The organism is Bradyrhizobium diversitatis (assembly GCF_016031635.1).
Taxonomy (GTDB): Bacteria; Pseudomonadota; Alphaproteobacteria; order Rhizobiales; family Xanthobacteraceae; genus Bradyrhizobium; species Bradyrhizobium diversitatis.
The window spans coordinates 144,439-158,906 of record NZ_JACEGD010000011.1 but is presented as its reverse complement, the minus strand read 5'-3'; the positions used below and the strand labels follow the sequence as shown (position 1 = coordinate 158,906).

The following is a 14,468-nucleotide window of genomic DNA, read 5'->3' as shown; positions in this document are numbered from 1 at the left end:
TGGCTCGCACGGGACCCGGTCGATGGGCTACATAGGATCCGGGGCTGAACGGCTTCGCCAGCGAAGAGATTGAAGAGATTTAAGGGTACGGCGCTCGATGACTTTCCACTCGATCTACGCTCACGGATTTGCGCGCGTGGCGGCCTGTGTCACCACGTCCCATGTCGCCGATCCCACGGCCAACGCCAGGGCTGTCCTGGCAGCGGCCGATGCCTGCCACGAGCAGTCGGCGGCGGTCGCGGTTTTCCCCGAGCTGTGCCTGTCCGGTTATGCGATCGAGGACCTGGTCAAGCAGGATCCGCTGCTCGATGCCGTCGAGCGCGGGCTCGCCGCGATCGTTGAAGCTTCCGCGGGGCTGATGACGGTCCTGATCGTCGGGGCGCCGCTGCGCTTTGGTCATCGCATCTACAACTGCGCTGTCGTCATCCATCGCGGCAACGTTCTCGGCGTGGTGCCGAAATCTTACCTGCCGACCTACCGCGAGTTCTATGAGGGACGGCATTTCGCCTCCGGCGCCGGCATCGCCGGCGAGACGATCGCCTTCGGCGGCCTGCACGCCCCGTTCGGCGTGGATCTCCTGTTCGCCGCCGAGGACGTCCCGGGCCTCACCATCGGCGTCGAGATCTGCGAGGACATGTGGATCCCGGTGACGCCGGCTTCGGAGCTCGCGCTCGCGGGTGCGAGTGTTCTGATCAATCTTTCCGGGAGCCCGATCACGATCGGCCGTGCGCGCTCGCGCGCACTGCTGTGCCAATCGACGTCAGCGCGCTGCCTCGCGGCCTACGTCTATGCGGCCGCCGGGGCAGGGGAATCGACCACGGATCTCGCCTGGGACGGCCAGACCTCGATCTTCGAGAACGGCGTGCTGCTGGCCGAGGGCGAGCGATTCCGCCAGGGCGGCCAGATCACGCTGGCCGACGTCGATCTTGACCTGCTCAGGCAGGAACGCGCGTTGATGGGAACGTTCGACGACAACCGCCGGCAGCGCGAGGCCTTTTACCGCAAGGTGACATTCGCGCTGAAGCCGCCGGCCGCTGACATCGGCTTCCTGCGCAAGGTCGAGCGCTTTCCGTTCGTGCCGAGCGACGAGAGCCTGCTCGAGCAGGACTGCTACGAGGCCTACAACATCCAGGTCGCCGGGCTGGTGCAGCGCATGCGCGCGACTGGCACCAAGCGCGTCGTGATCGGCGTATCCGGCGGGCTCGATTCCACCCATGCACTGATCGTGGCCGCCAAGGCGATCGATCTGCTCGGCCTGCCGCGCGAGAACATCCTGGCCTACACCATGCCGGGCTTTGCCACCGGCAGCGAGAGCAAGACCCATGCGCTGGCACTGATGCAGGCGTTGCGGACAAGCTGGCAGGAGCTCGACATCCGCACCACCGCAACCCAGATGCTGAAGGACATCGGTCATCCCTTCGGCAAGGGCGAGAAGGTTTACGACGTCACCTTCGAGAACGTGCAGGCGGGCCTTCGGACGGATTACTTGTTCCGGCTCGCCAACCATCACGGCGGCATCGTCATCGGCACCGGCGATCTCTCCGAACTCGCGCTGGGCTGGTGCACCTATGGTGTCGGCGACCAGATGGCGCATTACAACGTCAATGCGGGCGTGCCGAAGACGCTGATCCAGCATCTGATCCGCTGGGTGATCTCCTCCAAACAGTTCAGCGACGACGTCAATCGGACGCTTGGCTCGATCCTTGTGGCCGAGATCTCGCCGGAACTCGTGCCGGTCGAGGCCGGCGAGAAGCCGCAGAGCACGGAAGCGTCCGTCGGACCTTACGAGCTGCAGGACTTCAACCTGTTCTACACGCTGCGCTTCGGCATGCGGCCGTCCAAGATCGCCTTCATGGCGCTTCAGGCATGGAAGGACGTCGCCAAGGGCGAGTGGCCGCCAGCATTCCCGAATGATCGGCGCAAGGCCTATGATCTGGCGGAGATCCGCCGCTGGCTCGAAGTGTTCCTGCGCCGCTTCTTCGCGTTCAGCCAGTTCAAGCGCTCGGCCATGCCGAACGGACCGAAGGTCTCGGCCGGCGGCTCGCTGTCGCCGCGCGGCGACTGGCGTGCGCCGTCGGATTCGAGTGCGGCCGCGTGGCTCGAGGATCTCGAAAGGAACGTGCCGGATTGATCGGCGCGGCCGATCGGCGTTGTTGGGAGACGATCGATGTCGACCGGAGATGGGGCGCAAACGAGCGAAGAGGCCAAGGTCACCAACGGCCTCTACATTTTCGACATCGAAATGCGTGATGGCAAGCGCGGGCGGGCGCGAGGCGTGGTCGTGCTCTGCGAGGGCCGCATCATGGGCGGCGACAGCTACTTCTACTACACCGGCAGCTACTCTTTCCGGAACGGCAAGTGGCGTGGCGACTTGGTCGTCAACCAGCACGCCGAGGCGGTCGGCAGAACGCTTGCATTCGGCGGCAGGGAGGTCACCTGCGGCTTTTCCGGCGACTATTTTCCCGGCGGTGCGGACGTCGAAGGCATGGCACTGGTCGGCAAGACCAGCGTGACGTTCACGGCGCGACTGACACTCAAGGATGCGATGTGAGGCGCGGCCTGATCGGCCCGCTGGTGAAACGCTACGTTCCCACTCAGGAACCTTCGCAAGGACAGAACGTTCGCGTCTGTTGTTGCGAATTGTCGAGGAGAGGGACCATGCGCAAACACTTGATGCTATCGACTGCAGCCATCGGACTGCTCGCATCCGGATTCGCCTACGCTCAGGCGCCCGGTGAGCGAAGGGACGAGCCGAAACGAACCGAGGAACCCGCGAAAGGCGCTGCGCCGCAGCGCGGTGGCGCCGCCCAAGGCGCTCATGAGCGCGTTCAAGAGCGCGCGCAGGGCGCTCAAGAGAGACTGCAGGGAGCGGGACGGGAGGACAAGGGCGGCGCGGCCAGGCGCGAGGCCGACGACAAGCGCCAGCCGACCCCTTCTGCCGAGCGCGATCAACCGAAGGGGAAGGATCAGGCACGAGACTCTCGCGAACCTTCACGCGATCGCAACCGCGAGGCTGAGAGCGCGAAGCCGGGACGCGATAGCGGCAAGAGCAGCGCGGAAACGAAGCAGGACAAGTCTTTGCCGCAGAAATCAACCGCCGAGTCCGAGAAGTCCAGGACCGCCCCAACTGCTCAGCAGAACGAGCGCAACCAGGCTCAGCCGCCGCGCAATGCCGCCGAGCAACAGCAGCCAGCGCAACAGACCAACCGGCCGGCAACCGCGACGGATACGAGCCGGACGGCTCCGGCCAACAATGCGCAGACCGCGCCCAGCACATCGGGCACGCAGACCAATCAGACCACCCAGACCAACACGCAGGTCAATCAGCAGGCCCAGGTGACGACCGAGAAGCAGGTGCGGATCTCCGAAACGATGAGCCGGACACGACTCGCGCAACCGGAGCGCAATCTGAACATCTCGATCCGGATCGGCGAGACGATTCCGCCGCGCGTGCGTCTCCACCGGCTGCCGCCCGAGATCGTCTCGATCGAGCCCGAATATCGGGACTACGAATATTTCGCAACGGACGACGAGGTGGTCATTGTCGAGCCCCGGACGCATCGCATCGTCAGCCAGGTGCCCCGCGATCCGTCGCGGGCGCGTGCACAAATGGGCGGCAGTGCCTCGTCGAGCATGGCGGCGGCCGGCGGAAGCCCTTTGAACTGCCAGATCATGCGGCGTGACGCCTCGGGCAATGTCGCCCAAGCGGAACCCTCGACCGTTGGCTCGACTGCGCGCACCGATTCCTTGAGCGTGACGGTCCAGATGCCCGACGGCGGCTCGTCCGCGCCAATCGCGCTCGGCGCTCCCGCGGGCAACATCGTGGTCGCAACGCAAGGGCAGGGCGACTGCACGGTGACGATCGAGCCTCAGACGCGCTGACTACGACGACGCTGAAACGACAACGCGCCGCCCGGCAGAAACCAGCCGGGCGGCGCGATGCGTTCGATGTCGAAAGTTTCGAGGTCCGGAGTGCCTAGGAGTCCGGACCTCGTCACCTTGCCCCAGCCTTAGATCCCCCGCCCCATGTGGTCCCCCAACCCCGAGGTGCGCGATCAGAAGGTGATGCCTCTTGAAGTGCCGCCGATCGATGTCGCGCGATGTACGCGAGATCTGAATAGGATTCAAATCCGGATCACTACGGACACGATCGAACTTGCTGCTTTGGGAATCTGCAGATGCCTGCATTGACGGCAGCACCGCTGCTCAACATCGTTGCTTGCAATGCGCAGGATGTCCACATCTCGTCAGCGCCGCCGAAGACACATTCACGGGCCTGTCATTGAACTGGTCTAGCGCTGCTCCCGTCATCGCCGACGGTCAAGGAGCAAGCCATGTCGAAGCCGGTGCTGGGCGCCGCATTGTCCATCAAATCGATCCCCGCGCATCGCGACTGGCTTCTCGAACGGCAGCGCGATCTCGAGATCCAGGATTTTTTCCGCGCCGATCTGCTCGACAGCGATTGGCGGAGCACGGCGGGCGAGATCAAGCAGATGCTTTCCGGCCATACCGGCCGGCTCGGCATCCACGGCCCGTTCTGGGGTTTCAAGATCGACAGTCACGATCCGATGATCCGCCAGGCGGTGACCAAGCGCCTGCTTCAGGGGCTCGATGCCGCCGAGTTCCTCGGCGCGACGCAGATGGTGATCCACTCGCCGTTCACGACATGGGATCACAACAATCTCGATCTCTATCCCGAAAGCCGCGGCAACATCGTCGAACGCGTCAAGGCGACGCTCGCCGAGGTGATTGCGCGCGCTGAGACCATCGGCTGCGAGATCGTCATCGAGAACATCGAGGACAAGGATCCGCGCGACCGCGTGCGCCTCGCCAGGGCGCTCGAAAGCAGCAAGGTCCGAGTCTCGCTCGACACCGGGCACGCCAACTACGCGCACATCTCCACCGGAGCGCCGCCGGTCGACTACTATGTCGAGACCGCCGGCGACATGCTCACGCACGTGCACCTCCAGGACACCGACGGCTTTGCCGACCGGCACTGGGCGCCGGGCGAAGGCAATATCCCGTGGGTGGCCGTGTTCCGCGCCCTTGGCCGTCTGACGTCAAATCCGCGGTTGATCCTCGAGCTCCGCAATCACGACGACGTCCGCGCCGGCGCCGCCCATCTCGCCGCGCTCGGCCTCGCCGAATAACCGTCATCACAAAGGGCAGGGTCATCATCATGAGCAAGCTCACCCGTCGCAGCATCCTGAAATCCGGTGGCGTTGCCGCGAGCACGCTGCTGCTTCCGCGCTTTGCGATTGCGCAAGGCGACAACCGTCCGTCGGTCACGATCGCCGTGCAGAAGGTCACCAACTCGAACGTGCTCGACGTGCTGCGCGAGCAGTCCAATGTCGGCGAGCGTGTATTCTTCTCCTCGATCTGGGAGGGCCTGATCTCCAAGAACTGGCGCGGCAATCTCGAAGCCGTGCCCGGCCTTGCCACCGAATGGCGCCGCATCGACGATCAGACTGTCGAGGTGAAGCTGCGTCAGGGCGTCAAGTTCCACAATGGCGACGAACTGACGGCAGACGACATCGTCTTCACCTTCAGCCGCGAACGCATGTTCGGCGAGACCGAGGCCAAGAACCGCTCCACCATCAAGGCGTTCGAGAAGATCCCGACGCCGCGGCCGGGCAAGGAGCTGCCGCCGGATGTGCCGGCCGTCGCCCGCCGCATCTGGCCGGACCTCGTGCGCGTCGATGCCGTCGACAAGTACACGGTGCGCTTCTACAACGCGACGCCCGACGTCACCATCGAGGGCCGGCTGTCGCGCTACGGCTCCGACATCATGAACCGCCGCGCCTGGGATGAGTCCGCGAGCTATCTCGACTGGGCGCGCAAGCCTGTTACCACCGGCCCCTACAAGGTCGTCGAGCTCAAGCCCGACGTCTCGCTGACGCTCGAAGCCCACGACGAATATTGGGGTGGCCGTCCGCCGCTCAAGCGCATACGCTTCCTCGAAGTGCCTGAAGTCGCGAGCCGCATCAATGGCCTGTTGTCGGGCGAATACCAGTTCGCCTGCGACATCCCGCCGGACCAGATCGCCGGCATCGAGAAGAACGCCGCATTCGAAGTGCAGGGCGGCACCATCCTCAATCACCGCCTGACCGTATTCGACAAGAACCACGCTCAGCTCGCCAATCCGCTGGTGAGGCGCGCGTTCACCCATGCGATCGATCGCCAGGCCATCGTCGACAGCCTGTGGGCTGGCCGCACCCGCGTGCCGAAGGGCCTGCAGTGGGAATTCTACGGCGACATGTTCAATGCCGACTGGAGCGTGCCGGCCTACGACCCGAAGCTCGCGCAGGATCTGTTGAAGCAGGCCAACTACAAGGGCGATCCGATCCCGTATCGCCTGCTCAACAACTACTACACCAACCAGGTCGCAACGGCGCAGATCCTGGTCGAGATGTGGAAGTCGGTCGGCCTCAACGTCCAGATCGAGACCAAGGAGAACTGGTCGCAGATCATGGAGCGTGGACCCGCGCGCGCCGTCCGCGACTGGTCGAACTCGGCCGCGTTCAACGATCCCGTGTCCTCGCTGGTCGCCCAGCACGGGCCGAACGGCCAGCAGCAGCAGATCGGCGAATGGACCAATGTCGAGCTGAACAAGCTGTCGGAGTTCCTGGAGACCTCGACCGACCGGCCTGCGCGCAAGAAGGCGTTCCGCCGCATGCTGGAGATCGCCGAGCGCGAAGACCCCGCCTACACGGTGCTGCACCAGAACGCGACCTTCACCGCCAAGCCGAAATCGATCAAGTGGAAGGCATCTCCCGCCTTCGCGATGGATTTCCGCGCCGGCAATTTCGAGGCCTGACGTGCCGCAGCTGGTCAGCATTGCAGGCCTGAGCGTCGCCTTCAGCGGCGTGCCGGTCCTGCGCGGCGTCGATCTGACCTTGGAGAAGGGCGAGGCCCTCGGCCTCGTCGGCGAGTCCGGGTCGGGCAAGTCGGTCACATGGCTCGGTGCGCTGGGCCTCCTGCCGCGCCATGCGCAGGTCTCCGGCTCGGTGCGGCTCGAGGGACGAGAGATCCTCGGCGCGTCGGCCGCCGAGCTCGATCGCGTGCGGGGCGGACGCATTGCCATGATCTTCCAGGATCCGGCGAGCGCGCTCAACCCGGTGCTGACCATCCGCAAGCAACTCTGCGAAGCATTGGCCCTGCATCGTGATCTCCAAGGCAACGCCGTGAAGGCGGAAGCGCGCCGGCTGCTCGATCTCGTCGGCATTCCCGATGCGGCGCGGCGGTTAGAGGCCTATCCGCACGAATTCTCCGGCGGCCAGGTCCAGCGCATCATGATCGCGATGGCGCTCGCCGGAAATCCGGACCTTTTGATCGCGGACGAGCCGACCACGGCGCTTGATGCCACCATCCAGGCCCAAATCCTGGAGCTGCTCTCCACGGTCCGCCGCGAGCTCGGCATGGCGATGGTGCTCATCAGCCACGATCTCGGCGTCGTCGCCGAGAATTGCGACCGTGTCGCGGTGATGTATGCCGGCCGCATCGTCGAGCAGGCGCCCAGCAACCAGCTCTTCGCCGATCCCGTGCATCCCTATGCGCAAGGGCTGATCGGCGCGCTGCCGCCGCTCGATGGACCACGCCGGCGTCTCGTCGCCATTCCCGGGACGGTGCCTGATCCGGCGCACATGCCGAGCGGCTGCGCCTTCGCGCCGCGCTGCACGCTGGCGGCCGAGCCGTGCGGCCTTGCCGCTCCGAGCCTGGCGCCGATCGCGGCTGACCGCAGCGTCGCCTGCATCCGGGCCGAGGCCTCGCGCCGCGCGCTGCTTGGGGTTGCGGCTGAATGAGCCCGCCGCTCGTCGAGGTGTCCGCGATCTCGCGCAGCTATGCCATGCGCTCCGGAATGTTCGGCCGCAGCACGGCCGTGCATGCGGTCGATGGCGTGTCGCTCACGATCGCCAAGGGCGAAACGCTGGGTCTCGTCGGCGAGTCCGGCTCGGGCAAATCGACCACGGGACGTATCGTGCTCGGCCTTGAGCCGCCCGATAAGGGCGAAGTGCGTTTCCAGGGCAAGCCGATGGCCGCTGCCGGGACGGCCGCCTGGCGCGCGCAGCGGGCACGCATGCAGATGATCTTCCAGGATCCGCTCGGCGCGCTGGACCGGCGCCTGCCGGTGGCGACGCAAATCCGCGAGCCGCTGGACATCCATGGCCTCGGCACGCCCGCCGAGCGCGAGGACCGCGTCCGCGAGTTGCTGCGCGCGGTCGAGCTGACGCCGGCGCATGGTGCGCGCTATCCGGGCGCACTGTCCGGCGGCCAGCGCCAACGTATCGTGCTGGCGCGGGCGCTCGCCACCAAGCCTGATTTCCTGGTCTGCGACGAGCCGGTCAGCGCGCTCGATGTCTCGATCCAGGCGCAGGTGGTGAACCTGCTCGCCGGTCTCCAGGCGCAGCTTGGGCTGACGCTGCTATTCATCAGCCACGATCTGCGCGTCGTCAGGCAGATCAGCAATGTCGTTGCCGTGATGTATCTCGGCCGTATCGTCGAGATCGGCAGCGCCGACGACCTGTTCGCGCGGCCCGAGCATCCCTACACCCAGGCGCTGGTCTCCGCATCGCCGGCACCGGGCCGCCGCAGCGCCGGCCGCATCGTCCTGTCGGGCGATCCGCCGAACCCGGCGGCACGGCCGAGCGGCTGCGCCTTTCATCCGCGCTGCCCGCGCGCCATCGCGCGCTGTGCGAGCGAGGTGCCGGCACTCGCGGCCGTCGGCGGCAACAGGCAGGTCGCCTGTCATCTCGTCGCGGGCGCCGCGACACGGGACGCAGCCTGATGGGACGCTATTTCGCCATTCGGATCGGGCGCGCGGCTCTGACGATCGTGCTCGTCGTCACCTTTGCCTTCGTCGTGTTGCGGCTGTCAGGCGATCCCGCGCTGATGATCCTGGGGCCTGAGGCGCCGCCGGAGGTGCTCGCGGCGTTTCGCAAGGCCTGGGGCCTCGATGATCCCATCTGGTTCCAGTATCTCGATTACTTCGGGGCCATCGCCAAGGGCGAGCTCGGCCGCTCCATGCGCGACGGACGGCCCGCGATCGAGCTCGTGCTGGAGCGGATTCCGGCGACGCTGGCGCTGACCTTGCCGGCCTTCTTCTTCAAGGTCGCGCTCGGCGTTCCCGCCGGCATCTACGCCGCGCTGCATCGCGGCTCGGCGATCGACCGCGCCGTGATGATGACGGCGGTCGCCGGCTTCACGGTGCCGAGCTTCGTGCTCGCGCTGCTGCTGGTGCTCGTGTTTGCCGTGCAGCTCGGCTGGCTGCCGTCGGGCGGGCAGGACAGCTGGCGTCACGCCATCCTGCCGATCGCAACCCTTAGCCTTGGCGGCGCCGCGGTGCTGGCGCGCTTCACCCGTAGCGCGATGCTGGAAGTGCTCGGCCAGCCCTATATCCGGACCGCCTCGGCCAAGGGCGTGCCGTGGCGAAGGGTGGTGACGTCGCATGCGCTGCCGAATGCGGCGATCCCGACCGTCACCATTCTGGGCTTCATGGTGGGCACGCTGATCGCCGGCGCGGTGGTGGTGGAGAGCGTGTTTGCCTGGCCGGGGGTAGGGCGCCTGCTGGTGGTCGCCGTCGCCAATCGCGATCTCGCGGTGGTGCAATGCATCCTGTTGCTGGTCGCGATGACCATGGTGACGTCCAACCTGATCGTCGACTTCCTCTACGGCTTCCTCGACCCGCGGCTGCGCAGCAAAGGAGCGCATGCATGAGCGAGGCGACGCTGAAGGACACCACACTGCGCCGCATCAACCTGCCGGCGATCCCGATTTCGGTCGCGCTCGCGATCGGCTGGATCGTCGCCATGCTCGTCGTTGCGGCCTTCGCCGAGAAGCTTGCGCCTTACGGCTTCACCCAGCTAGACCTGCGCAATCGGCTGGCGGCGCCAGGCAATCCCGCGCACTGGCTGGGCACCGATGAGCTCGGCCGGGACGTGCTGTCGCGGCTTCTCGTTTCCATCCGCATCTCGCTGCTGATCGCCTTCGGCGCCACCGCGATCTCGGCAATCGTCGGCACCACGCTAGGCTTCCTCGCTGCGCATTTCCGTGGCGCCGCGGAGCAGTTCGTGCTGATGCTGACCGACTTCCAGGCCAGCATGCCGTTCCTGATCATGGCGCTGGCGGTGCTGGCCTTCTTCGGCAATTCGCTGCCCCTGCTGATTGGCCTGATGGGCCTGTTCGGCTGGGAGCGCTATGCCCGTATCGCCCGCGGCCTTGCCATCTCCGCCAACGCGCAAGGCTATGCGGCGGCGGTGCGCCAGTTGGGGGCGACGCCGTCGCGGATTTATCTCCGGCATATCCTGCCCAACATCGCCTCGACCCTGATCGTCTCGACTACGCTGGTCTTCCCTGAGGTGATCCTGATGGAATCCGGCCTGTCCTTCCTCGGCCTCGGCGTGCAGCCGCCGATGACCAGCCTCGGCAACATGGTCGGCTATGGCCGGGAATACCTGACCCGCGCGCCCTGGATCATGCTGGCGCCGGCCACCACCATCGTGATCACCACGCTGGCCGTCTCCGTGATCGGCGACTGGCTGCGCGACCGGCTCGATCCGACATTGCAATAGCATGAGAGGCGTCCGGCGGTTACGCGCCAGTGCGACACTCTCAGTCGTCGTCCCGGACAAGCGTAAGCGCAGATCCGGGACCCATACCCACTGGCGGACGCGGTTGCGGGGACTGGGAGCGATCAGCTTCGCGCCCCTACCGCTCCCTGTGGGTATGGGTCCCGGATCGGCGCGCGCTCGAAGGCGCGCTTGTCCGGGACGACAACTGAGGGCGCGGCAGGAGCCCGCGCCGGGAGCAGGGGAGCCCTGTCCGCCCCAAGTTCCCGTTGCGCCTCGCCATCCCGTGCGCTATCCGGCCGGAAAGGCCTGAGGCGGCTCCACATTTTCCCGCCCGGCCCAAACCCGAGGACGGAAACCGCCATGCCAGCCTATCGCTCCCGCACCACCACTCACGGCCGCAACATGGCGGGTGCCCGCGGCCTCTGGCGCGCCACGGGCATGAAGGACGGCGATTTCGGCAAGCCGATCATCGCGGTCGTCAACTCCTTCACCCAGTTCGTGCCGGGCCATGTCCATCTCAAGGACCTCGGCCAGCTCGTGGCACGTGAGATCGAGCAGGCCGGCGGCGTCGCCAAGGAGTTCAACACCATCGCGGTCGACGACGGCATCGCCATGGGGCACGACGGCATGCTCTACAGCCTGCCGTCGCGCGAGCTGATCGCCGACAGCGTCGAGTACATGGCCAACGCGCACTGCGCCGACGGCCTCGTCTGCATCTCCAACTGCGACAAGATCACGCCCGGCATGCTGATGGCCGCGCTCAGGCTCAACATCCCCGCCGTGTTCGTCTCGGGCGGGCCGATGGAGGCCGGCAAGGTCAAGCTGGCCGGCAAGACCAAGGCGGTCGACCTCATCGACGCCATGGTCGCCGCCGCCGACTCCAAGGTCAGCGATGACGACGTCAAGGTGATCGAGCGCTCGGCGTGCCCGACCTGCGGCTCCTGCTCGGGCATGTTCACCGCCAACTCCATGAACTGCCTGACCGAGGCGCTCGGCCTCGCGCTGCCCGGCAACGGCTCGGTGGTCGCCACCCATGCCGACCGCAAGCGCCTGTTCGTCGAGGCCGGCCACACCATCGTCGATCTGGTCCGCCGCTATTACGAGCAGGACGATGCATCCGTGCTTCCGCGCAACATCGCCAACTTCAAGGCGTTCGAGAACGCGATGACGCTCGACATCGCCATGGGTGGCTCGACCAACACCGTGCTGCATCTCCTGGCCGCCGCCCATGAAGGGCAGGTGGCGTTCACCATGCAGGACATCGATCGCCTCTCGCGCCGCGTGCCCGTGCTGTGCAAGGTCGCGCCGTCGGTCGCCGACGTGCATGTCGAGGACGTGCACCGCGCCGGCGGCATCATGGGCATCCTGGGCGAGCTCGACCGCGCCGGGCTGATCGACACTTCGGTGTCGACCGTGCATGCGCCGACCATGAACGAGGCGCTGGAGCGCTGGGATATCAAGCGCACCAAGAGCGAGACGGTGCGCACCTTCTACCGTGCTTCGCCCGGCGGCATCCCGACCCAGGTCGCCTTCAGCCAGGAGCGCCGCTACGACGAGCTCGATGCCGACCGCGAGAAGGGCGTGGTGCGCGACCTCGCGCATGCCTTCAGCAAGGACGGCGGCCTCGCGGTGCTCTACGGCAACCTCGCGCAGGACGGCTGCATCGTGAAGACCGCCGGCGTCGACGCCTCGATCCTGAAATTCTCGGGCCCCGCGCGCGTGTTCGAAAGCCAGGACGCCGCGGTCGAAGGCATTCTGGGCGGCAAGGTCATCGCCGGCGAGGTCGTGGTCATCATCTACGAAGGCCCGCGCGGCGGCCCCGGCATGCAGGAGATGCTGTATCCGACCAGCTACCTGAAATCGATGGGCCTCGGCAAAGCTTGCGCGCTCGTCACCGACGGACGCTTTTCCGGCGGCTCGTCCGGCCTGTCGATCGGCCATCTGTCGCCGGAAGCCGCCGAAGGCGGCAACATTGGCCTGGTTCGCACCGGCGACATCATCGCCATCGACATTCCAAACCGCAGCATCACGCTGGAGGTCTCCGACGAGGAGCTCGCCAGCCGCCGCGCAGCGGAAGAGGCGAAGGGTGATGCCGCCTGGCAGGCGACGGGCCGCAAGCGCAACGTCTCGACCGCGCTGCAGGCTTATGCCGCGCTCACCACCAGCGCCGCGCGCGGCGCGGTGCGCGAGGTCAAGCGCCGCTCGAACTGAGCGCACGCTGCGTTTGCGCGGCACGCAGATGGTCAACGAGTTCTGAACGGCCGGCGAAAGCCGGCTGTTCGCATTAAGGATGCCTCGACGAAGTTCGGCAGCCGAGGATTTTGCGGCGTATACTGCGGCACCTTCGCAAATTCATTTCGGGCAACTGGGGCGCCACCACAATGTCTCGTACTCTCGCCGTCGTCTTCTCGACTGCCGTCGCCGCGGTTTCCATGACGGGCGCAGCCTCCGCCGGCTGCTACAATTGCTACACGCCGCCGCCCTGCACGACCTGCTATCAGCAGCAATATGTGCCGCCGCAATACCGCGCGGTCGACGAGACCGTGATGGTCTCGCCGGGCGCCGTGGTCGCGCACCGCACGCCGGCGCAGTACCGTACCGTGATGGTGCCGCAGACCGTGATGGTCGCGCCCCCGGGCGTCCAGTACGAGCGCATCCCCCCGCAATACGCCACGCGCCAGCGCGTCGAGATGGTCTCGCCGGGCTATTCCTACTACGCCCCGGTCCAGATGGGCTGCGCGTCCTGCGGCTACTGAGCCGACACGGACGAGCATCACGCGGCGCTCCCTCGGGGGCGCCGTTTTCTTTTCCGGTGCTGCTCAGAGCGCGAACAGGCAGAACTTCCGTGATCGCCGGCACAATCGGATCGTTGACACGGATACGCCCGATCCGCAGGCCGCGGAAACAGCAACGCCGCCTGCTTGAAATATGGCAGGCGGCGTTGCTCCAGCCCCAGGGAGGGAAATGCAAAATCCCCGGTTAAAGGTGGGTCTGCATGGCGCGTGCCAAGGTTCATGTGCCAGCCTGGGACAGCCATCGAGCCGCCGACCCGCTGCGAGTCGACGGCTGTCGGTCGCGTATTCCGGGGATATGCGCACCGTTTCCGTCGGCCGCCGGCGAGGCCGCCTGTTGATCAGTCTCGATGATGCGGCGACGATCTGTTCAAGAACGGGATTGCCTTGTTTCGGCTTGATCATGCGGGAGCGGCGACGCGGTTCAGAACCGGATTGTACGTGTTCGCCTTGCGTTCAACGCCACCATTGGCTAAGTGCTTGAGCCCGCTGACGGGGAAGGGTGGCCGAGTGGTTTAAGGCACCGGTCTTGAAAACCGGCGTGCCCGCAAGGGTACCGTGGGTTCGAATCCCACCCCTTCCGCCAAAAAATCAGCAAGATCAGGTGTTTGAGCTGAGTTCGACCGACCGGAGCACGAGCGAACGTACAATCGTTTCGGTACGGCCAAGATAGCGGTCGATATCGTCGGATGGCTTCTGCCGGTGGTGGTGCTCGCAATCACATCAGGTTGGTCTGGCAAAACGAGCCCGCTTCATAGCCAACCATCAAGGCTACCACCGACCAGCATGCGCGTCTCGAGACGCGCAAGATGCCGTTCATCGGGTATTCAGCGCCTCCGTCATACGTTGTGGGGAGGAGACGGATCATGATCATCAGCGTTGCCGCGGCTGCGCTCGCCCTTCACTTCGGGACCCCGGCGGCACAGGACATTTCACCCGAGATTCAGACTGTCCAATATCATGTCCCCGTTAGGCCGCCACCGTGCGGTCATGGTTGGGATGTGAGCGCCCGTGACGGCATGTGCTATCCAAACGGGTACCTTCCTCCTCAGGAACAGGCTGCGCGGCAGTACTACTATCGCGGTGGTGGAGGCTACGGCAGATATCG

At 66.0% G+C, this 14,468-nt stretch carries 11 protein-coding genes and 1 tRNA gene; all 12 read left to right on the top strand.

Features of this window, described 5'->3' with window-relative positions; translation table 11 throughout:
- Nucleotides 1-97 precede the first annotated feature (97 nt).
- The 12 genes from H1B27_RS12800 (at nucleotide 98) to H1B27_RS12745 (ending at nucleotide 13,946) form a co-directional block, all read left to right on the top strand.
- On the top strand, nucleotides 98-2,131 hold the full coding sequence (locus H1B27_RS12800) for an NAD(+) synthase (RefSeq protein WP_061881670.1): 2,034 nt from the start codon (nucleotides 98-100) through the stop codon (nucleotides 2,129-2,131).
- A 36-nt stretch (nucleotides 2,132-2,167) separates the two neighbouring features.
- Nucleotides 2,168-2,551 carry a GrlR family regulatory protein gene (locus H1B27_RS12795; RefSeq protein WP_061881669.1) on the top strand — a complete coding sequence of 128 codons (384 nt, stop codon included), beginning with the start codon at nucleotides 2,168-2,170 and terminating at the stop codon, nucleotides 2,549-2,551.
- Nucleotides 2,552-2,658: 107 nt separating this feature from the next.
- Nucleotides 2,659-3,882, top strand: a complete 1,224-nt coding sequence (locus H1B27_RS12790) for a DUF1236 domain-containing protein (RefSeq protein ID WP_197966296.1) — start codon at nucleotides 2,659-2,661, stop codon at nucleotides 3,880-3,882.
- A gap of 452 nt (nucleotides 3,883-4,334) precedes the next feature.
- Nucleotides 4,335-5,150, top strand: a complete 816-nt coding sequence (locus H1B27_RS12785; protein ID WP_197966295.1) for a sugar phosphate isomerase/epimerase family protein — start codon at nucleotides 4,335-4,337, stop codon at nucleotides 5,148-5,150.
- Nucleotides 5,151-5,179: 29 nt separating this feature from the next.
- Nucleotides 5,180-6,817: an ABC transporter substrate-binding protein gene (locus tag H1B27_RS12780; RefSeq protein ID WP_061881667.1), complete on the top strand. Its 1,638-nt coding sequence runs from the start codon at nucleotides 5,180-5,182 to the stop codon at nucleotides 6,815-6,817.
- A 1-nt stretch (nucleotide 6,818) separates the two neighbouring features.
- Nucleotides 6,819-7,802 (top strand): ABC transporter ATP-binding protein, encoded by a 984-nt coding sequence (locus tag H1B27_RS12775; protein ID WP_197966294.1) that lies wholly within the window; start codon nucleotides 6,819-6,821, stop codon nucleotides 7,800-7,802.
- Nucleotides 7,799-8,785: an ABC transporter ATP-binding protein gene (locus H1B27_RS12770; RefSeq protein WP_197966293.1), complete on the top strand. Its 987-nt coding sequence runs from the start codon at nucleotides 7,799-7,801 to the stop codon at nucleotides 8,783-8,785. Before H1B27_RS12775 ends, H1B27_RS12770 begins: the two co-directional genes overlap by 4 nt.
- Nucleotides 8,785-9,714 carry an ABC transporter permease gene (locus H1B27_RS12765; RefSeq protein ID WP_197966292.1) on the top strand — a complete coding sequence of 310 codons (930 nt, stop codon included), beginning with the start codon at nucleotides 8,785-8,787 and terminating at the stop codon, nucleotides 9,712-9,714. The genes H1B27_RS12770 and H1B27_RS12765 overlap by 1 nt, the downstream gene beginning before the upstream one ends.
- Nucleotides 9,711-10,568 carry an ABC transporter permease gene (locus tag H1B27_RS12760; protein WP_197966291.1) on the top strand — a complete coding sequence of 286 codons (858 nt, stop codon included), beginning with the start codon at nucleotides 9,711-9,713 and terminating at the stop codon, nucleotides 10,566-10,568. The genes H1B27_RS12765 and H1B27_RS12760 overlap by 4 nt, the downstream gene beginning before the upstream one ends.
- Nucleotides 10,569-10,928: 360 nt before the next feature.
- Complete coding sequence (gene ilvD / locus H1B27_RS12755) at nucleotides 10,929-12,779, top strand: dihydroxy-acid dehydratase (protein ID WP_197966290.1); 1,851 nt, start codon at nucleotides 10,929-10,931, stop codon at nucleotides 12,777-12,779.
- 221 nt (nucleotides 12,780-13,000) lie between these two features.
- Nucleotides 13,001-13,324: a hypothetical protein gene (locus tag H1B27_RS12750; protein ID WP_061881852.1), complete on the top strand. Its 324-nt coding sequence runs from the start codon at nucleotides 13,001-13,003 to the stop codon at nucleotides 13,322-13,324.
- A 532-nt stretch (nucleotides 13,325-13,856) separates the two neighbouring features.
- A tRNA-Ser gene (locus H1B27_RS12745) sits at nucleotides 13,857-13,946 on the top strand.
- Nucleotides 13,947-14,468: the final 522 nt, after the last annotated feature.